Source organism: Geobacter sp. FeAm09 (assembly GCF_008330225.1).
GTDB lineage: Bacteria > Desulfobacterota > Desulfuromonadia > Geobacterales > Pseudopelobacteraceae > Oryzomonas.
On the sequence record NZ_CP042466.1, the window covers coordinates 3,445,852 to 3,465,737 of the forward strand.

Genomic DNA, 19,886 nt, shown 5'->3' on the forward strand with positions numbered 1-19,886 from the left:
GTGCTGCGGCCCCTGCTCCCCTTCATCGTCATCCTGCCGTCCCTGGCCTACAGCCTGATTGCGTTTGCCTGCGCCCGGCGCTTCTTCTCCGTGCCGCCGCCCCGCTCGCCGGAGGCCCCGGCCGTGACCATCCTGAAACCGGTCAAGGGGATGGACGCCGGCAGTTACGAGAATTTCGCCTCCTTCTGCCGCCAGGAGTACGCAGGCCCGGTGCAGATGCTGTTTGCCGCCGCATCGGCCGACGATCCGGTCATCCCGGTCATCCGCCGGCTCATGGAGGAGTTCGGCGGCGACCGCATCTCCCTGGTGATCAACCCGGCCCTCCACGGGCCCAACTACAAGGTGTCCAACCTGATCAACGCTTTCCCCCAGGCCCGTCACGACATCATCATCGTCTGCGACAGCGACATCCGTGTGCCCCCGGACTACCTGAAAAGCGTAACCGCCCGTTTCAGCGATCCCCGGGTCGGGCTGGTCACCTCGCTCTACCGCACCTCCAGCGTTCCCACCATCGCCGCGGCCATCGAGGCGACCGGCTTTACCGCCGAGATGATCCCCAACGTCCTGGTGGCGCTCCACCTGGAGGGGCTCTCCTTCGCTCTGGGCGCCTCCATGGCCGTACGGCGCGAGGCCCTGGCGTCGATCGGCGGTTTCGAGGCCCTGGCCGACTATCTGGCCGACGACTACCAACTGGGGAACAAGGTCCACCGCGCCGGGTGGCACATCGCCCTGGACGGCACCTTCGTGGAAAGCATGCTCAGGGCGGAAGAGCTGCTGCCGGTGCTCGCGCGCCAACTGCGCTGGGCCCGCACCATGCGGGCCAGCAGGCCGGGGGGCTACCTGGCGTCCGGCATGACCCTCCCCTTTCCCGGGGCGCTCCTGGCGGCATTCGTCGCCCCGTCGTTCCCCCTGGCCCTGGCCGCCATTGCCCTGCTCTACGGCGTGCGCCTGGCCGTCACCACCGCCTTCAGCCGCTGCTTCGTCCGCGACGGCCTCCTCCCCGCCTGGCTCTGGCTGATCCCGCTCCGGGACATGCTGGCCTTCTTCACCTGGGCGCTCTCCTTTCTGGGCAATCGCGTCGAATGGCGCGGCAGCCGCTTTCGCCTCAGGCCGGGCGGCAAGATCGAGGAGTTGGCCTGACCACGCCGATGTCCCGCCGTACTCATACCCAATGCGGGATAGCCACGCAGCACGGCGAGCAGGCGATTCCCGCAGCCCCCCGTTTGACCGCCGTCTTTGCCGCTGCATGATTCCCCTGATTGGGGAAATTGCATGAAGTGCTTGACAAATGGCCGTGTGACCACTATAAATATGAATGACTGTTCATTCAACAATGGTACCTGCTTTACAGGTCCCGGCAACAGTCGTATAAAGTACCGTTTATTCATTTCAAAGGATGTGCGGCGTGTTCACTCCGGTCCAGGCCTTAGGCCATCTGACAATAACATACGTGCGGGACCTGGGGAGGATGGGGTGGTTCATCCTCTACTCCCTCTACATGATCGCCCGCCGGCCGGGACGACCCCGCTACATACTCAAACAGATGCGCTTCATCGGCACCAAGTCGCTGTTCGTCATCGTGCTGACCGCCGCTTTCACCGGCATGGTTCTGGGCCTGCAAGGCTATTACACCCTGGCCAAATTCGGCTCCGAGGGGATGCTGGGAACCGCCGTGGCCCTCTCCCTGATCCGCGAACTGGGGCCGGTACTGTCGGCCCTGATGGTGACCGGCCGGGCCGGCAGCGCCATTACCGCCGAGATCGGCATCATGCGCATCAGCGAGCAGATCGACGCCATGGAGACCATGGCGCTGGACCCCTTCAAGTACCTGATCACCCCGAAGTTCATCGCCGCCATGATCTCGCTGCCGCTGTTGTGCGCCCTCTTCGATGTGGTCGGCATCTACGGGGGCTGGCTGGTGGGGGTCAAATTGCTGGGAGTCAATCCCGGCGCCTATTTCTACGAGATGGAGAAATCGGTGGAGTGGCGCGATATCTCTTCCGGCATCGTCAAATCATTCTCTTTCGGAGTCATCATCGCCTGGATCGGCTGCTACAAGGGCTATTTCAGCGGCCATGGCGCCGAAGGCGTATCGCGGGCCACAACGGAATCGGTCGTACTGACCTCCGTCATCATCCTGGTGTGGGACTATTTCCTGACCTCTATACTCTTATGATCAAACTGACCGACGTACATAAATCCTTTGGCGCTCAGAAGGTTCTCGACGGCCTCGACCTGGAGATCCCCGCGGGAATGATCACGGCCATCATCGGCCCCAGCGGCGAGGGGAAGAGCGTCCTGCTCAAGCACATCATCGGTCTCCTGCAGCCGGACAGCGGCACCATCGAGGTGGACGGCGAGAACATCCAGGGCCTGCGACGCTCCCAGCTGAACCGCATCCGGGAGAAGTTCGGCATGCTGTTCCAGAACGCGGCCCTGTTCGACTCCATGAGCGTGTTCGAGAATGTGGCCTTCCCGCTCCAGGAGAAGACGAAACTGTCCGGGGAGGAGATCCGCCGGCGGGTGCTTTCGGCCCTGGAGGACGTGGGGCTCAAGAACGTGGAAAACAAGTTCCCGGACGAGCTCTCCGGCGGCATGAAGAAACGGGTGGGACTGGCGCGGGCGGTGGTGCTCAATCCCAAGATCATCCTCTTCGACGAGCCGACCACCGGACTCGATCCGGTCATCAAGCGGGCCATTCATCACCTGATCCGGGAGACCCATGCCAAATTCGGCTTTACGGCGGTGATCGTTTCCCACGAGATACCGGAGATTTTCGATATCGCCCAGAACGTGGCCATGCTCTACCAGGGAAAGATCCTCCAGCACGGGACGCCGGACGAGATCCGGGATTCAACCCACCCGGTCGTCAGCCAATTCATCAGTGGAAGCCTGGACGGCCCCATACATATGGTGTAAAACTAGAGTAAGGAAGCAGGAACCATGAACATGGCAAAATTGGAAATGATGGTCGGCGCATTCATGATCATCGGCATACTCTGCCTGGGCTACCTTTCGGTCAAGCTCGGCAAGATGGAGCTGGTTGGGGGCGACTACTACACGGTTTCGGCCAAATTCGACTCGGTTTCGGGACTGAAGCCGGGGGCGCGGGTGGAGATCGCCGGCGTGGAGATCGGCAAGGTGGACCGCATTGAACTCGATCCCAAAGGGTGGGATCAGGCCCGGACCTACCTCAAGATCAAAAGCGGCACCAGGATCGGCGACGACGTCATCGCCTCCGTCCGCACCAGCGGCATCATCGGCGACAAGTTCATCAAGCTCAAGCCGGGCGGCTCCGACCATTTTCTCAAGAACAACGACACGATCCGTGAGACCGAATCCGCCATCGACATCGAAGAACTGGTCAGTAAATTCATCCACGGCAAGGTCTGACCCAGGGGAAGCGCCATGAAATCGCTCTTCACATCGCTTTTGATCGCAGGTGCGCTCGTTGCCCCCCTTCCCAGCAGCCACGCCGCAGAGGATGGCGCGCAGGGCAAGCTGGTGCTGGGGCTGAACGACTGCATCCGCATGGCCCTGAAAGCAGCGCCGGAACTGGGCGAGGCCCAGGCCGACATCGAGCAGACCGCCAGCAAACTGGACGAAGCGAAATCCTACCGCTATCCCCAGGTCGAGGTTCTGAGCCTGCTGGGCCCGGCGCCCCAGGCCCGGGCCCAGGATATTACCCCCACGATCGCCACCGACAGAAGCACCAGGCTCGGCAAGCTCACCTGGTTTTCCAGCGCCGACGCCACGCTGATCCAGCCGCTCTACACCTTCGGCAAGATCTCGGAAAATATGAAGGCCGCCAGCCACGGCATCGAGGTGGACCGTTCCCGCAAGGAGCAGCGCGCCAACGAGATCACCCTCAAGGTGCGGGAGTACTATTACGGCCTGATGCTGGCCCGGGAACTGAAAGAGGTGGTGCTCGAGGTCCAGGAGAGCCTGGCCACGGCACGCAAGAAGGCGCAGAAACTCCTCGACGAAGGTTCCGAATCGGTGGATCAGATCGATATCTACAAACTGGACGCCTTCTCCGGCGAGGTAGCCAAACTGCTGGAAGAGGCCCAGAAGGGGGAAAAGCTGGCCCTGGCGGCACTCAGGACGCGCCTCGGGCTTCCCGCCGCCACCCCGTTGGACATCGGCAGCGAGCGACTGACCATGGACGAGGAGACGGTCCCCGCCTATGACGTTTTTGTCGACAGGGCCCGCTCGCGACGCCCCGAATTCCGCCAGATTTCGGAGGGTCTCAAGGCCCGGGCCGCCCTGGTGGAGGCGGCAAAGGCCAACTATTACCCCGACGTCTTCCTGGGCGGCCTGGTCTCCTGGGCCTACTCCGCCGGCCGCGACCACATCAACAACCCCTATATCACCGACCAGTACCAGCATTTTTACGGCGGTGCGGCCCTGGGGCTGCGCTGGAAACTGGACTTCGGCATCACCGGCGCCAAGGTGGCGGGGGAGCGGGCCCAGTACAACCGGCTGCTCAGCACCAAGGAATTTGCCGACGCCAACATTCCGTTGCAGATCAAAAAGTTCTACCTGGACCTGAAGGAGGCCGAACAGAGCGTCACGGCGACCCAGTCGGCCTACTCCAGCGGGAAAAAGTGGGCGGTGGCGGCCCTGGCCAACTTCGATTTCGGCGTCGGCCCCGCCAAGGAGATATTCGACGCCCTGCAGTCCTACGCCCGCATGCGCGCCGCCTATTTCCAGTCCATCTACAACTACAAGATTGCCAGGGCCAACCTGGATTACGCCGTCGGCGAAACGCCCCTGGACGGCACCAAATAAGCGGGAGGAAGCAATGCTGAAACGTTACGCAGTGGCTATCATCACCGGGATCTTCCTGGCAGGCACCGCCTTTGCCGGGGTTACCGACGATGTGAAAAAGACCGTGGACGAGGTGGTCCGCGTGGTCTCCGACAAAAACCTGAAGAAGCATGACCGGGAGCGGCGCCAGGCCCTCAAGAGGACCATCAGTGTCATCTTCGACTATTCCGAAATGGCCAAGCGCTCCCTCGGCAAGCACTGGAACCAGCGCAGCCCGGCAGAGCGCAGGCAGTTTACCGACCTCTTCGCCTCGCTCCTGGAAAACTCCTATGCGGGCAAGATCGAGTCCTACAACAACGAAAAGATCGCGTACCTGAAGGAGACCGTCGATGGCGACCATGCCGAGGTCAGGTCCAAGGTGATCACCCCGAAACGCGACGAATATTCCCTAGACTACCGCCTGATCAAGGAAAACGGCAAATGGATGGTGTACGACGTGGTCATCGAAGGGGTCAGCCTGGTTTCCAACTACCGCACCCAGTTCAACAAGATCATCACCACCAACGGCTATAATGAACTGGTGAAAAAACTCCAGACGAAAACCGACGAACTGAAGGCCCCGTAACAGCGTAACAAGGCACGAATTTTATCGTTAAAAGTACTTGACACGCGCTTTAGGTCTATGATAAACGACACGGGCAGCAAGTTTCGGAAGTTTTTGCAGAACGTTGCAGTATCAAGTTTTACCAAGCTTGGCGGTTTTCCTGCATCAAGACTCCGGAAACTTAAGCGGTAACCCATCTGTTCCGGCGAAGGACCGGAGAAAAAAGGAGGTAGGAAAATGGCACAGGGCAAGGTTAAGTGGTTTAACGACACCAAAGGTTTCGGCTTTATCGAGCAGGAAGGTGGCGAGGACGTATTCGTACATTTCTCCGCCATCGCAGGCGAAGGCTTCAAATCCCTCGCCGAAGGCGACGCGGTCACCTTCGACATCACCCAGGGTCCCAAGGGGCTCCAGGCTTCCAACGTCAACAAAATCAAGTAATTTCGGCACCCCATGCAACCCGAAAACCCGCTGACACCTCAGCGGGTTTTTTTTGTCCTCGGCTTCGGGGCAGGCGGCCCGCCCGGCATCCTGCCCGCCACCCCCAGCAGCGCCGCCGCATCCTCGCGCCCCATCTCCCTGAGCGCTTCCAGCACCTTGCCCCTCTCCCCCGGCTGATGCCAGAGCAGGAGCGCCTTCTGCTGCCCCTTCTCCCGGTCGCTGGCCGGAACATGCACCCGCTTGCCGTTTTCCGGGTCGATGCCGGTGTAGTACATGCAGGTGGAGAGCGTTCCCGGCGTGGGGGTGAAATCCTGAACCTGTTCGACGGCCAGCCCCAGTTTTTTGAGCGCCAGGGCCAGGTCCAGCATGTCCGCCACGGTACACCCGGGATGGCCCGAAATCAGGTAGGGTATGAGGTGCTGCCGTTTGCCGAGGCGGATGCTTTCCTCGCGGAAACGGGCCAGGAAGCGTTCGAAGGCCTTTCGCCCCGGCTTGCGCATCAGCGCCGTGACATGCTCCGCAAGATGCTCGGGGGCGATCTTGAGCAGCCCGCTCACATGATGCCCCACCAGTTCCCGGAAATAGCCCGGCTGCCGTTCCAGCAGATCGTAGCGCACCCCCGACGAGACCGCCACGTGTTTGACCCCCTGGTGGCTCCGCACCCGCTGCAGGAGGGCGACGGCGCGCTTGTCGGCGGTATCCAGATGGGCGCAGACGGCGGGATAGATGCAGCTCTCCCGGCGGCAGGCCCGCATGGCCGCTGGGTTTTTGCAGGCGAGGCCGTACATGTTGGCGGTCGGCCCGCCCACGTCGCTGATGCTGCCCCGGAACCATCCCTGGCGGACCATGGCATCCACCTCGGCGACGATCGAGGCTTCGCTGCGGGACTGGATCACCTTCCCCTGGTGCAGGGCGATGGCGCAGAAGGCACAGCCGCCGAAACAGCCCCGGTGGCTGGTGATGGATGTCTTGATCTGCTCCCAGGCCGGTATCGGTTCGCGGTAGGAGGGATGGGGCGACTTTTCGAAGGGGAGCGCATAGACCCGGTCCAGCTCCGCCTGGTTCAGGGGGAAGGCCGGGGGATTACACACCAGCAGGCGGTCGCCGTGGGGCTGGACGACCGTCCGGGCGGAGAAGGGGTTCTGCTCCCGGTAGACCAGGCGGAACGCCTCGGCGAACTTCCTCTTGTCGACGGCTACCTCGTCGTAGGAGGGGATGACAAGACGTTCCCCGTCCGCCGGGACGTCACCCCCCTTCCCCACGACATGGCAGGTGCCGCGCAGGTTGCGGATCTCTCCGAACGGTTCGCCGCCGGCCATGCGCCTGGCCAGTTCCAAAAGGGGGGATTCCCCCATACCGTAGATCAAAAGGTCGGCCTTGGCGTCCAGGAGCAGCGACCGGCGCACCTTGTTCTCCCAAAAGTCGTAGTGGGCAAAACGGCGCAGGGACGCCTCGATGCCGCCGATGACCACCGGCACATCCTTATAGGCTTCCTTCAGGCGCGAGGTGTAGATGATGGTGGCGCGGTTGGGGCGGGCCCCGTGGCGGTTGCCCGGGGTATAGGCGTCATCGTGGCGCAGCTTGCGGGCCGGGGTGTAGTGGGCCACCATGGAGTCCATGGCCCCGGCGCCCACGGCAAAGAACAGCCGCGGGCGCCCCAGCGCCATGAACGGCTCCTTGGAGCGCCAGTCCGGCTGGGGGATGATCCCCACCCGGAAGCCGTGGGCCTCCAGCCAGCGGGCCAAGAGCGGGATGCCGAAGGCCGGGTGGTCGATGTAGGCGTCGCCGCAGACAAAGACCACGTCCAGTTCGTTCCATCCCCTGGCCCGCGCTTCGGCCAGATCCATGGGCAGGTGCCGGGTCACGGGAAGAGCGCCAGCCCTTCCAGCCCCAGGGTCTCCGGGAAGCCGCAGGCGAGGTTCATATTCTGCACCGCCTGGCCCGAGGCCCCCTTGACCAGATTGTCGATGGCCGAAACCACGATGATCCGGCCGGTGCGGCCGTCCACCAGGGGGGCGATGTCGCAGAAGTTGGAGCCCCGCACGAAAGCGGTGGAGGGGAGGCTCCCCGGGGGAAGCACCCGCACGAAGGGTTCGCCGCTGTAGAACTCCCGGTAGAGGGCGGCCAGTTTCTCGGTTGTCGCCTCCTTCACCGGGGTCGCGTACATGGTGGAGAGTATCCCCCGATCCATGGGAACCAGGTGCGGGGTAAAGGTGATCTTGAGCTCCGTCCCGGCCAAAAGCGACAGTTCCTGCTCGATCTCCGGCGTATGCCGGTGGGCGCCGCCGACGCCGTAGGCCTTGAAGCCTTCATTGACCTCGCAGTACAGGCTGTCCACCTTGGCCGACCTGCCAGCGCCGCTCGTGCCCGAGGCGGAATCGGCGATGATGCTGTCCGGGTCGATCAGCCCCTTTTTCAAGAGCGGCGCCAGGCCGAGGATGATGCTGGTGGGGTAACAGCCCGGGTTGGCCACCAGGCGAGCCCCCCTGACCTTGGCCCGCCTGATCTCCGGCAGACCGTAGACCGCTTTCTTCAGGTTGACCGGGTTGAGGTGCTTTTCGTACCACGCCCCGTAGACATCCGGGTCGGAGAGCCGGTAGTCGGCCGACAGGTCGATCACCGTTTTGCCCAGCTTCAGGAAGGTGGGCACCACCTCCATGGCCGCCTTGTGGGGCAGGGCCGTGAAGACGACGTCGGCCTTCTCCGCAACCCGCACCGGCTCAAGGTTCTCCAGCGCCAGGTCGCAGCGGCCCCGCAAGGTGGGGAAAACCTCGGAGATCCGCTTGCCGGCGCTCTGCTCGGAGGTGAGGCAGGTCACGGCGACTTCGGGATGGCAGTACAGGATGCGGATCAGTTCCAGGCCGGTGTAGCCGCTGGCTCCGACAATGGCGACGTTCAACATGGCAAGCCTCCTTCTTGGGGGTTGTTGAAAAACAGCCATCTCGCCGCCGTCCTCGAAAGCCTCCTTGTGCGGCGTAGCGCTGCTACGCCTCCGCGGGTCTTTCTGCGGGCGCGACGATCTGACTATTTTTGAACAACCTGAGTTTTTCAAAAGTCAACGAGTGCTCTTCGATCCTGAAAAAACGAAAGGGGAAACCCTTGCGGATTTCCCCTTCTACCATACCAGTGCGGTGTAATCCAGCGATTAACGCTTGGAGAACTGGAACCGTGCGCGGGCTGCGGCTTTGCCGTATTTCTTGCGCTCTTTCACGCGGGAATCGCGGGTAATGAAGCCGGCCTTCTTGAGCACGCCGCGCAGTTCGGCGTCGGTCTCCAGCAGGGCTTTCGTGATGCCGTGCTTGATGGCGCCGGCCTGGCCGGAGTCGCCCCCGCCCTGTACCGTCACATAGATATCGTACACGCCGACCTTCTCCACCAGTTCCAGCGGCTGACGCACGACCATCTTGGAGGTCTCGCGGCCGAAGTACTCGTCCAGGGTCTTGTCGTTGACGGTGATCTTGCCGGCGCCCGGCTTGAGCCATACGCGGGCTATCGAGCTTTTGCGCTTTCCTGTGCCATAATAGCTGACTGCTGCCATATCGTATATCTCCTCAGAGTATTAAAATGCCAGGTTCTTGGGCTGCTGGGCGTCGTGGGGATGGCTGGCGCCCGCGTAGACCTTGAGCTTCTTGAGCATGTGCCGGGCAAGTTTATTCTTGGGGAGCATGCCCTTGACAGCCTTGCGGATGATGTCTTCCGGTTTTTTCTCCAGCAGCTTGCCGGCGGTGATCTCTTTCAGGCCGCCCGGAAAACCGGTATGGCTGTAGTAGACCTTGTCGTCCAGCTTGCGGCCGGTCAGCGCGATCTTCTCGGCGTTCACCACGATGACGAAATCGCCGGTGTCCACGCTGGGGGTGAAAATGGCCTTGTTCTTGCCGCGCAGCACATTGGCGATCTGGGTGGCAAGGCGCCCCAATACGGCGTCCTGTGCGTCCACCACATACCAGTCACGTTTTACGTTTTCCGCTTTTGCAACTTCGGTTTTCATAGCTTCCTCACATACTGCACGATCTGCCAAGAGCAGACCATGGTTTTTTCGAAGAGATGTAACTTACTGAAAGAATGGTTACGTGTCAATAAAAAAATCTGCCGGGTTGAATTTAAATTCAAGACCGTGGATTTTCGCAACCTGGCTGGCACAGCTCCGTCAGGACGCCGTTGCTGCTTTTGGGATGCACGAAGGCGATCCGCGTCCCATGGGCGCCGTTTCTCGGCCGCTCGTCGATCATCCGCGCGCCGTCGGCCAGCAGTCGGGCGATGGCGGCCTCGATGTCCTCCACCTCGTATGCCAGATGATGGATGCCGGGGCCGTTCTTTTCCAGGAACTTCGCCACCGGGCTCTCCTCGCTGGTCGGCTCCAGGAGCTCGATCTTGGATTCGCCCACCTGCAACATGGCGACCCGCACCTTCTGTTCGACGACCTCTTCGATACCCGCAAAGGCCATCCCCAGGTTGTCCCGGTAGAACGGCAGGGTCTCATCGAGGGACCGCACGGCAATGCCGATATGGTTGATCTTAGTAAGCATAATGCGCTCCTAGCAGGCTGTTGTAAAAACCCAGGTTGTTCAAAAATAGTCAGATCGTCGCACCCGCAGAAAGCTACGAGGAGGCGTAGCAGGCCTACTCCGCCGAAGCAGCGTTGGCTGCGAAGGCCGGGCGCTACGCCGCACGAAAGGGCGTTCGAGGAAGAAGGCCTGATGGCTGTTTTTCAACAGCCTCCTAAAGCACCACGGTTTCGTGGTGCTTGCCGAAGACCTCCCTAAAGACGTCCGCGATCTCTCCCAGCGTCGCATAGGCCTTGACCGCCTTCAGGATGTGGGGCATGAGATTGTCGGCCCCCCGGGCGGCCGTTTCCAGCGCGCCCAGGGCCGCCCGCACCGCCGCGGCGTCCCGCCCGGCCTTCATGGCGCCCAGGGACGCTTTCTGGGAGATCTCCACCTCTTCCTTGACCTTGAGCAGGCCGGCGGGCGGCGGCTCCTGGACGGTGAATTTGTTGACCCCCACGATGACCATGTCGCCGGATTCGATGGCCTTCTGATAGGCGTAGGCCGAGTCCTGGATCTCCTTCTGCTGGAAACCGCGGGAGATGGCCTCCACCGCCCCCCCAGCTTGTCGATCTTGTCGATATACTCCATGGCCGCCTTTTCCACCTGGTCGGTCATGGATTCCACCAGGAACGAGCCGGCCAGGGGGTCGATGGAATCGGCCACGCCCGATTCATGGGCGATCACCTGCTGGGTGCGCAGGGCGATGCGCACCGAGTCCTCGGTCGGCAGGGCCAGGGCCTCGTCCCGGGAGTTGGTGTGCAGCGACTGGGTCCCCCCCAGCACGGCCGCCAGGGCCTGGATGGTGACGCGCATGATGTTGTTGTCCGGCTGCTGGGCGGTCAGGGTGCAGCCGGCGGTCTGGGTGTGGAAGCGGAGCATCTGCGACTTGGGGTCCTTGGCGCCGAAGCGCTCCTTCATGATCCTGGCCCAGATGCGGCGGGCGGCGCGGAACTTGGCCACCTCCTCCAACAGGTTGTTGTGGGAGTTGAAGAAGAAAGCCAGGCGCGGGGCGAACTCGTCCACGTTCAGCCCGGCCCTGATGGCGGCCTCCACGTAGGCGATGCCGTCGGCCAGGGTAAAGGCCACCTCCTGCACCGCGCTGGAGCCCGCCTCGCGGATATGATAGCCCGAGATGGAGATGGTGTTCCATTTGGGCACATGATCCTTGCAGTAGGCGAAGATGTCGGTGATGATCCGCATGGACTCCTTGGGCGGATAGATGTAGGTCCCGCGGGCCATGTACTCCTTGAGGATGTCGTTCTGGATGGTGCCGGAGATCTTGTCCGCCGCGACCCCCTGTTTCTCGGCCACCGCGATGTACATGCAGAGCAGGATGGCGGCGGTGGAGTTGATGGTCATGGAGGTGGAGACCTTGTCCAGGGGGATGCCGTCGAAGAGGATCTCCATATCGGCCAGGGAGTCGATGGCCACGCCGACCTTGCCGACCTCGCCGGCGGCCATGGCCGCATCGGAGTCGTACCCCATCTGGGTCGGCAGGTCGAAGGCGACGGACAGGCCCGTCTGCCCCGCCTGGAGCAGGTACTTGTAGCGCTCGTTGGACTCCCGGGCGGTGCCGAAACCGGCATACTGGCGCATGGTCCAGAAACGGCCCCGGTACATGGTCGGCTGCACCCCCCGGGTGTAGGGATACTGGCCGGGGAACCCGAGCTGTTCTTCATAGCCGGGGTACTCGAATTCCGGCGTAAAACAGCGCTCCATCTCGATAGTGGAACTGGTGCGGAACTCCGGCTTGCGCTCCGGCGCCTTGGCGAGATTTTTTGCAACGATGCCGTCCTGCCACGCCTTCTTGTCTTCGGAAATACTCATGAGATGATCTCCTCACCCAAAATGATTGAACTATCCACCGTGCGTTCGATTAATCCGTTCTTATTTTTACATGCAAAGGGGGGCGATGGCGCTATACTAAAGATATACCTCACCTACCCCCTTATCGCCACGGTCCGCAATATGTACGGCGGAAAGGAGCAGACCATGAAATGCCCCGCATGCAGCAGCTACGACTACAGCGCCATGGACCTGCAGACCGACGGGTTTGCCGAGCAGATCATGGAGTGCCGCGCCTGCGGAACCGTCTGGTCGGTCAATCACGGTGCCGTCGAGATCGTCAGGGACCCCAACCGGAAATCGTTCCTGCAGGCACAATCGGAGTGCGTGGAAGGGGACGACTACAACTCCTCCGGGTCCTAGCGCCCACGAAATCAGCGGACCCCGCCTTTCTGGCGGGGTCCGCTGATACCTCGGGGGAATCCGCGACCGGTTCCGGTCCCTGATGCCGTTCTTTGCCCGAAAACCGGCTTGGCCGGTCAGATGACCGCTTTCAGATACTCGGCCGTCCGTTCCCGCCTCTCCCGCTCCAGGACCTTGGGGTCCACCTCGACGAATTTCTCGTCCGGGGTGATCTTGAAGAGCGGCTGCCCCTTCTGCACGATCGTCCCGTCGCCGCCGTCCATGATGATCTTGTCGATGGTCCCGGAGAACTGCGCCTTGACCGTATTGAACATCTTCATGACCTCGATGATGTAGAGCGGCTGATCCTTCTCGAAATGCATCCCCTCATGCACGAATGCGGGGAGTCCCGGCGCTTCCTGTCCATAGTACATCCCGCCGCAGGCAGCGACGATCTCATCGGCCTTGGTCGCGGGCGGCGGCACCAGGACCTTCTTCATCCGCGCCTGCAGGTCCGGATCGGTCAGATAATCGGGGATGACGATCTCCAGGTCGTCCTGGACGCGCATGTCCCAGAACCGGGTGTTGCCCCCCACCAGGAACAGCATGCCGAGCAGTTCCAGCCCGGCCTCGTAGCCGAAGTGGGCCGACCGGATCTGATCCCACTGTTCGGCGTCGAAACCGCCCTGGGGCAGGTCCTTTTTCAGCAGCTCGTTGAGCTGGAAGTATTCGTCGCGCGCCAGCCCCAGCTTCTCGCGCAGGGTGCGGTAGAAATGCAGGGACTGCTGGAGCAGTTCGTTGTCGTGGCCCCAGATGATCTCGGCCGCCGGCTTGTGCGGGCGATGGGACATGTGCAGGTACTCGTAGGTCTCGTTCAAGACGCCGAGGGGATTGCGCAGCCAGATGACGCGCCCCTTCTCGATGCGGAAGTTGATCGTGTTCATGCTGAGCCAGCCGGACAACAGGTGCGGGTCTTCCAGGAGGCGCTCCATGGGACGGGTGATCAGGGTGCCCTTGCGGTCCAGGAGGGCCGACATGTGCTTGCGCTCCCTGGCGCACACCTCGGGCTGGTCGGCGTACTGTTCGCAGACGAGCTTGTCGTAGTGCTTCTTCATCTGCAGGAAGGCGTACACCGGGTCCAGCTTGTTGGCCTCCTCCTTCAGGGTCCCGACCAGGGTCAGGTAGGGGACCACGAAGCGGGTGGTCGGCTTGGCCATGACGTTCCTGCCCAGGAACCAGTTCACGAGGCCGTAATGGAACTCCAGGTTGGTCGCCAGGGAACTGCCCCGCAGGGTGGTGCTGCGCAGGACCTCGGACAGGTGCTCGTAGCTGGCGCTGCGGTCCTCCCCCTTGGTCAGGAGGAGGGCGATGTTGGAGTCATAGGCCCCGGCCACCTTGTACTTCATGAAGACGGCGGTATCCGGGTTCAGCATGCTGATCCCCTGGTCGTCGCGGATCTCTCCCTCGATCGGCTTCGACCAGTAGCGGATCATGCCGCCGGCGTGGGGGGAAAGGGAGGCATCGGTGGCGTTCAGGCGGGCTTCCACGGCCGCATTGCAGCGCACGATCCGCTCCGGCTTGGGGAGGCGTTTCTTGTGCCGCGCCAGCAGCGCCATGGCCTCCACCAGGGATTCGACGACAAAGAAGTCGTTTTTGTTCTTGGGATTGACGAACTTTAAGCTGTAGCAGAGCTCCGTGACCCGGTGCTCCACCTGGATGCGGGTGTTCACCTCCATGAAGTAGTGACGGTCCCGATCCACGATGCACTCGAAGGTCGAGGCGGAATCCAGGCCGACCGCCTGGCCGAACCGGGCCGATTCCTCCTCCATCCGCTGGAGCACCTTCAGGTCGCTCTCCAGGGCCGTGACCTCCGCCTTCCTGCCCGCGCTCTTGGCCCGGGCGATGGCCGCGGCCAGGCTTTCCTGGGTGACGGACACCTCCAGCAGCTTCTGCTCGTGCATCTGCAGGGAGCAATCGCGCCCGCCGAGAGCGATGCACCACTCGCCGTTGCCCAGGAGCTGGATTTCGTTGTGGCGGGTCTGCTCGATGTTGAGCTCGATCAGGATATTCTTGTTGTCGCCGACGCCGTTGGCCTTGACCTCGTTGAGGATCTCCCGGACCATGGCCGGAGCCTCGGCGGCCGCCTTGGCGATCATTTTTTCATCGGCATTCTTCGCCGCCAAAAGCGCGGCGCCGACGATGCGCTGCCCCTTGCCGCCGCCGCCGATGGCCTTCAGGCGGAAACGGTTGCGGGGGTAGTTGCGGAACAGTTCGGCAACCTCGCTCTGGACCTGGGCGCACAACTCCTCGATGGTAAAGAGGTCGATCCCCTTGGCGTAGGAGGCGGTCAGGACATGGTCGGCCAACTCTTCGAGCGATACCTTGGCATCCTTGAGCACCTTGGCGTCGCAGGCGAGCCCCTCGGCCTTGACCAGCGCCAGGAGCTTCTCCCGGGTGGGATGTTTCTTGAGCAGGGTCAGGGCCGTTACGTTGTTGACGCCGGGGGTGACGCTGACGTTCACCGTCAGGGCGGTCCGCTTGGCCTCGTCCTTCTTGCCGGCGCGGGCCTGGGTGTTGGCGCAGGGGCCGATGAACGTGAGGCCGGCCTTCTCGATCTCGGCGACGAACTCCTCGTCCTCGGCCATGAAGCCGTAACCGGCGAAGATCGAGTCGTAACCGTTGTCAAGGGCGATCTCGATGATCTGGTGGATGCGCTCCACCCGTTCTTCCTTGCTGGCGCCGGTATAGTCGGGCACCCGGTGCACCCGGTTGGAATCGGTCAACTGCCGCAGTTCGGGGGCCAGGGCATTGGGGTAGACGATGGAATCCTTTTCGGAGAGCAGGATGCCGTAGTGGGTGATGCCCATCTCCTGGTACACGTCCATCGCCTCTTTCCGGATCGGGCCACGGCAGACGATGAGCGGTTTCAGGTCCTCGCAGGAAAAGGAGCGCACCCACTCGGAAGCGGCACTGTTCAGGCGGCGGTCCCGGTGGATCAGGGGGTTGCTCAGGTAGTAATCGGAAGCATGTGACATGGGTCTTTATCTCCAATCTCGACGTAAAGTAGATTAGTGGAACTCGCGCTGCACCGCCTGCATGGGCGAAGGCTTGTAATGGCGAAGGAAGAAATTCAGATTCTCGCCAAGCACCTTGCGCAGGTCCGTGGGCATCACGAGTGAGGAGATGGAGCCCAGACTGAGCGCTTCCTTGGGGTTCATCAGCTCCTTTTCATAGCGGAGGTTGAGTTCGGCCTCCCGCGCCTTCAGCCACTCGGTCGCGTCCTTTTCGGCCTCCTTTTTGGCCTCGCCCGGGTCCATGCCGGCGGCGGTCCGCTCCTGGGTCCCCTGTTTCACCTGCTCGGCAACCGCGGTGCGCACCTTGCGGAGCTCGTCTTTGTAGACGAACTCCTTGCCGGCCGGCCCCATGACCGCCAGGCGGGTGGTCGGCAGGGCCAGCACCAGGTCGGCGCCGGTGGGGTAGTTGTTGTAGGAGGCATAGGCCCCGCCGTAGGCGTTGCGGATGATCAGGAGGATGCGCGGCGTCCTGATGTCGACGATGGAGTCCAGCATGGCGCGGCCGGCCTGGACGATGCCGCGGGCCTCCTGTTCGCGCCCCGGCAGAAAGCCGGTGGTGTCTTCCATGAAGATCAGCGGGATGTTGTAGATGTTGCAGAAACGGTTGAAACGGGCGATCTTGTAGGCCGCGTCCACGTCGATCTGGCCGGAGGCCACGGCGCTGTTGTTGGCCACGAAGCCGACCACGTTGCCCCCCAGGCGGCCGAAGGCGGTGACGGCGTTACGCGCCCGGTCCCGCTGCATCTCGAAATAGTCGCCGTGGTCGCAGATCTGCTGGATCATGATCGACACGTCGAAGGGGGTATTGAAACCGGTGGGGGAGTTGAACGCCTTTTTCAGGAGCGTGTTGATCTCCCAGGTCTTGCGGTCGAGGGGGTCGCTCGTCTGCTGGAAGGGGGCCATGACCCCGTTGTTGTCCGGCAGGTAGTTGAGCAGTTGGAGCGCGCTCCTCAGCGCCCCCACCTCGTCCTCCACGGTGAGGTCGGCAACGCCCGACAGCCCGTGCACCTTGGGTCCGCCAAGCTCCTCCGGGGTGACGTCCTCCCCCAGGACCGACTTGACCACCCCGGGGCCGGTCAGGCCGAAGAACGTGTCTTCGGGCTGGATCACGAAACTCCCCTGGCGGGGGAGGTAGCTGCCGCCGCCGGCATTGAAGCCGAACATGCACATGATGCTGGGGACCACGCCGCTGATCTTCCTGAGCGCCGTAAAGGCCTCGGCATAGCCGTCAAGGCCGCCGACCCCCGCCGGCACGTAGGCGCCGGCGCTGTCGTTCATGCCGATCAGCGGGATGCCTTTTTCCCCGGCCATCTGGAACAGGCGGGCCAGCTTGTTGCCGTTGGTGGCGTCCATGGAGCCGGCCCGGACCGTGAAGTCGTGGCCGTACACGGCCACGTCCCGGCCGCGGATATTGAGGATGCCGGTGACCAGGGAGGCGCCGTCGAGATTCTTGCCCCAGTTCTGGAACAGGATGTTCGGCTCGTTTTCGGTAAGGACGCGAATCCTCTCCCAGACGGTCATCCGCTTCTTGAAGTGCTGCTTTTCGATCTGGTCGATCTTGACCGAGCGGATGGGGCGGTGAATCAGGTCGTGGCCTTCCTTCATGACCTCTTCATAGCCGCCGGTCTTGCCGGGGATCTCTCCGGGAATCGTGAATTTGACAACCTCGGGCGGGGCAAAGGGGTTTTGCAGTGACGGTTTAATCGCTTTCTTGGACATCTCCGCTATCCTTCCGATACAGGGGATTTTTCAACAGCGTCAGGTTCTATTCAGCAAACACGTCGTGTCATTGCGTATGAAGTTGCCATGAAAACAGAAGGACGGCAGGGGCGGCCCGGCCGTGTCCCGGAGGGAAAACTATCTCGTCACGACGGCCAGCACCTTCACCTCTTCACCGTCCTTGGAAAGCAGGCGGTGCTTCAGGGCGGAATCGAAGTAGACGCAATCTCCCTCGTTGAGGGTGATCCTGCGGTCGTCCAGCAGCAGGTCGGCCGTCCCCTTCATGACGAAAAGAAACTCCTCCCCGTCATGGCTGTAGGTATTTTCCTCAAGCGCCTTCTCCGCCACGGTAAGCAGAAAAGGCTCCATCTTCTTGCTCTGCTTGCGGAAGGAAAGCGATTCGTAGGAGTAGCCCTGGCTGGTGCCGGCGCGGGAGATCACCCGCGGGATGACCTTGCGCTCGTGGGAGCGGACGACCTCGAAGCGGCACTCCTCCTCGTCTTCCGCAAAGAACATCCCGATCTTGACATCAAAGAACTTGGCAATCTTGGACAACGTGGCAATGGGGGGGAGACGTTGTTATTCTCGATCTGCGAAATGAGAGCGGGAGAAAACCCCGTTTCCCTGGCCACCGCCTGAAGGGTCATTTTTTTGGCGAGGCGCAATTTTTTGATTTTTGCCCCAATATTGAAGTCGCTCATTCATACCCTACCAGAAATAGAACCCATTTTTATGCCGGGCTTTGTATACAATTTGCATTGTTATGTCAATAAAAATTATTTATCAAGAGCAAAGAATATAAGCGGTGATAAAAAACATTTAGCAACAATAAAAAGACGTATCAAAGTTTCAGGTGACGGGCCAGAAGTTGCAGCGTATGCACCACCGGAACGCGGGAGCCGTGCTGCTTCAAACCATCGGAAAGCTGCATCATGCAGCCGGGGCAGCCGGTGGCCACGGCCTGGGCGGCGGTGGCGATGATGGCGCGGCTCTTGGCGTCGTTGATGCTCATGGACGAACCGTAGTGGTAGACGTTGAACGTGCCGCCCAGGCCGCAGCAGCGGTCGGCCCCTTCCATCTCGGTCAGTTCGATGCCGGGCGTTTCCCGCAGCAGTTCCCGGGGCTGTTTGGTCAGGCCGCGGGTGCGCAGGTGGCAGGGGTCGTGGTAGGTCACGCGCAGCGCGTCGCCCTCGCCGGTCTCGGCGGGGCGAAGCCCCAGTTGGTGCAGCAGTTGGGAAGCATCCACGGTCTTTGCCGCCAGGGCATCCAGCCGCGCCCGCAGCTCGGGATTGCGCTTGCCCACCACCAGCGGGTAGAAGCGGTGCAGGGCGCCGCTGCAGGTGGCGCAGGCGCTCATGACATAGTCGGCTTCGTACCGTTCCAGCTCCGCCAGGTTCTTTTCGGCCAGCCCGCGCACGGTGGCGACGTCGCCGCCGGACATGGCCGGCAGGCCGCAGCACTGCTGCCCCTTGGGGATGATCACCGTGCAGCCCAGGTGGCGGAAGAGCGCCAGGGCCGCTTCACCGATCTCGGTATAGACGAAGTTGGTCATGCAGCCGACGAAGAAGACGATCCGCGGCTTGCCCGGTTCGCCGGGGATCACCTCGGGATGCCGGTCCAGAAACGGTTTTTTGGCGATGGCCGGGATGTGGCGTTTGCTGCCGATGAACGGCACCGGAAAGCGCAGCCGCAGCCCCGATGTTTCAGGGACCTTCCTGAAAAAGAGCGGGCCCAGAAGGCCGGCCATCTTGGCACCCATCTTCATCAGGGTGCGGTTTTTGATCACCTGGCCGACCGCCGCGTGGAAGGTGGTCAGGCCGCGACGCTGCGCCAGGGCCTCCCGGGCGGCCACCACGATCTCGTCGGTCGGCACCTCGTTGGGGCACTTCTCCACGCAACTGCCGCACAAAAGGCACTTGGACATGGCCACATAGGTCTGGTCGTCCAGCCCGATGTCGTTTTTGAGAATATGCTGGGCCAGGGCCACCTTGCCCCGGGCAACGGCCGGCTCGCGCTGGAACGCGGTGAAGGCGGGGCAGTTTGCCCGGCAGGCGCCGCATTTCACACACTTCTTCAGGTCCTTTTCAACTCGCTTGAGGGGGTCTTGGGGGTGTTCCACAGATACGTTCCTTTTCCTTTGTGCTGCAAAATGTGCCCCTATGCCCGCCCCAGGAAACAGGGGCGCCATACGGAATTTTTAATAATACCACAAAAATACAATCAGATACTAGACTAGTACTGCACGGGGCGGCTGTCAAACGATTAATCCGGTCTTTTTACCGGTGTATGGCGCGGCGAAGCACGGCGGCAGGACGGCGTGGCCGTGGCGCCGCCCCGGCTGCGGCATGGGGAAAGCCATCCACAGCGGTCAAGAAAGGGGACGGGGACACTCGGGCGCGTGCCGTCGGAAGGAGGATGGGGGGGCGCCCCACGGGGGGGGCATGAAAAAACGCCGGCAGAGGTGCATGAAGCTTCCTCTGCCGGCGCATGGTTGGTGCAGTCAAGGGTGTGGCAGACTCCCGCTTCGGGGCCGCCACGGGCCAG

16 protein-coding genes and 2 pseudogenes are annotated in these 19,886 nt (G+C 62.2%); 8 read left to right on the top strand and 10 right to left on the bottom strand.

Annotated features, from left to right (window positions below):
- The 7 genes from hpnI (at position 1) to FO488_RS16365 (ending at position 5,815) form a co-directional block, all read left to right on the top strand.
- Positions 1 to 1,140 (top strand): bacteriohopanetetrol glucosamine biosynthesis glycosyltransferase HpnI, encoded by a 1,140-nt coding sequence (hpnI, locus tag FO488_RS16335; RefSeq protein ID WP_149211533.1) that lies wholly within the window; start codon positions 1 to 3, stop codon positions 1,138 to 1,140.
- Between the two features lie 256 nt (positions 1,141 to 1,396).
- Complete coding sequence (locus FO488_RS16340; protein ID WP_149211534.1) at positions 1,397 to 2,176, top strand: ABC transporter permease; 780 nt, start codon at positions 1,397 to 1,399, stop codon at positions 2,174 to 2,176.
- Positions 2,173 to 2,919 carry an ABC transporter ATP-binding protein gene (locus FO488_RS16345; protein WP_149211535.1) on the top strand — a complete coding sequence of 249 codons (747 nt, stop codon included), beginning with the start codon at positions 2,173 to 2,175 and terminating at the stop codon, positions 2,917 to 2,919. The genes FO488_RS16340 and FO488_RS16345 overlap by 4 nt, the downstream gene beginning before the upstream one ends.
- A gap of 24 nt (positions 2,920 to 2,943) precedes the next feature.
- Entirely contained in the window at positions 2,944 to 3,393 is a 450-nt protein-coding gene (gene mlaD, locus FO488_RS16350; protein WP_149211536.1) for an outer membrane lipid asymmetry maintenance protein MlaD, read from the top strand.
- 15 nt (positions 3,394 to 3,408) lie between these two features.
- Positions 3,409 to 4,791 (top strand): TolC family protein, encoded by a 1,383-nt coding sequence (locus tag FO488_RS16355; RefSeq protein ID WP_149211537.1) that lies wholly within the window; start codon positions 3,409 to 3,411, stop codon positions 4,789 to 4,791.
- Between the two features lie 13 nt (positions 4,792 to 4,804).
- Positions 4,805 to 5,395, top strand: coding sequence for a phospholipid-binding protein MlaC (locus FO488_RS16360; protein ID WP_149211538.1), 591 nt, complete (start codon positions 4,805 to 4,807; stop codon positions 5,393 to 5,395).
- 216 nt (positions 5,396 to 5,611) lie between these two features.
- On the top strand, positions 5,612 to 5,815 hold the full coding sequence (locus FO488_RS16365; protein WP_149211539.1) for a cold-shock protein: 204 nt from the start codon (positions 5,612 to 5,614) through the stop codon (positions 5,813 to 5,815).
- A 38-nt stretch (positions 5,816 to 5,853) separates the two neighbouring features.
- On the opposite strand, the gene FO488_RS16370 is transcribed toward FO488_RS16365, so the two are convergent.
- The 6 genes and pseudogenes from FO488_RS16370 to FO488_RS16395 all read right to left on the bottom strand — a co-directional run bounded on the left by FO488_RS16370 (position 5,854) and on the right by FO488_RS16395 (position 12,189).
- The gene (locus FO488_RS16370) at positions 5,854 to 7,662 is read right to left on the bottom strand and encodes a YgiQ family radical SAM protein (RefSeq protein ID WP_149212230.1); all 1,809 of its coding nucleotides are present in this window, start codon (positions 7,660 to 7,662) and stop codon (positions 5,854 to 5,856) included.
- A gap of 14 nt (positions 7,663 to 7,676) precedes the next feature.
- On the bottom strand, positions 7,677 to 8,717 hold the full coding sequence (gene argC / locus FO488_RS16375) for an N-acetyl-gamma-glutamyl-phosphate reductase (protein ID WP_149211540.1): 1,041 nt from the start codon (positions 8,715 to 8,717) through the stop codon (positions 7,677 to 7,679).
- Between the two features lie 243 nt (positions 8,718 to 8,960).
- The gene (gene rpsI, locus FO488_RS16380; RefSeq protein ID WP_149211541.1) at positions 8,961 to 9,353 is read right to left on the bottom strand and encodes a 30S ribosomal protein S9; all 393 of its coding nucleotides are present in this window, start codon (positions 9,351 to 9,353) and stop codon (positions 8,961 to 8,963) included.
- A gap of 21 nt (positions 9,354 to 9,374) precedes the next feature.
- Positions 9,375 to 9,803 carry a 50S ribosomal protein L13 gene (rplM, locus tag FO488_RS16385; protein WP_149211542.1) on the bottom strand — a complete coding sequence of 143 codons (429 nt, stop codon included), beginning with the start codon at positions 9,801 to 9,803 and terminating at the stop codon, positions 9,375 to 9,377.
- Positions 9,804 to 9,921: 118 nt separating this feature from the next.
- Positions 9,922 to 10,341 carry a methylmalonyl-CoA epimerase gene (mce, locus tag FO488_RS16390; RefSeq protein WP_149211543.1) on the bottom strand — a complete coding sequence of 140 codons (420 nt, stop codon included), beginning with the start codon at positions 10,339 to 10,341 and terminating at the stop codon, positions 9,922 to 9,924.
- A gap of 193 nt (positions 10,342 to 10,534) precedes the next feature.
- Positions 10,535 to 12,189, bottom strand: a pseudogene (locus FO488_RS16395) (methylmalonyl-CoA mutase).
- Between the two features lie 165 nt (positions 12,190 to 12,354).
- Between FO488_RS16395 and FO488_RS16400 the strand changes: the two are divergent.
- On the top strand, positions 12,355 to 12,570 hold the full coding sequence (locus tag FO488_RS16400; RefSeq protein ID WP_149211544.1) for a hypothetical protein: 216 nt from the start codon (positions 12,355 to 12,357) through the stop codon (positions 12,568 to 12,570).
- Between the two features lie 116 nt (positions 12,571 to 12,686).
- On the opposite strand, the gene FO488_RS16405 is transcribed toward FO488_RS16400, so the two are convergent.
- From FO488_RS16405 to FO488_RS16420, 4 genes and pseudogenes are all read right to left on the bottom strand, one after another.
- Entirely contained in the window at positions 12,687 to 15,584 is a 2,898-nt protein-coding gene (locus FO488_RS16405; RefSeq protein WP_149211545.1) for a biotin/lipoyl-containing protein, read from the bottom strand.
- Positions 15,585 to 15,617: 33 nt separating this feature from the next.
- The gene (locus FO488_RS16410; protein WP_149211546.1) at positions 15,618 to 17,342 is read right to left on the bottom strand and encodes an acyl-CoA carboxylase subunit beta; all 1,725 of its coding nucleotides are present in this window, start codon (positions 17,340 to 17,342) and stop codon (positions 15,618 to 15,620) included.
- A gap of 138 nt (positions 17,343 to 17,480) precedes the next feature.
- A pseudogene (locus FO488_RS16415) lies at positions 17,481 to 18,043 on the bottom strand (helix-turn-helix domain-containing protein).
- Positions 18,044 to 18,183: 140 nt separating this feature from the next.
- Entirely contained in the window at positions 18,184 to 19,461 is a 1,278-nt protein-coding gene (locus FO488_RS16420; protein WP_240732004.1) for a (Fe-S)-binding protein, read from the bottom strand.
- Positions 19,462 to 19,886: the final 425 nt, after the last annotated feature.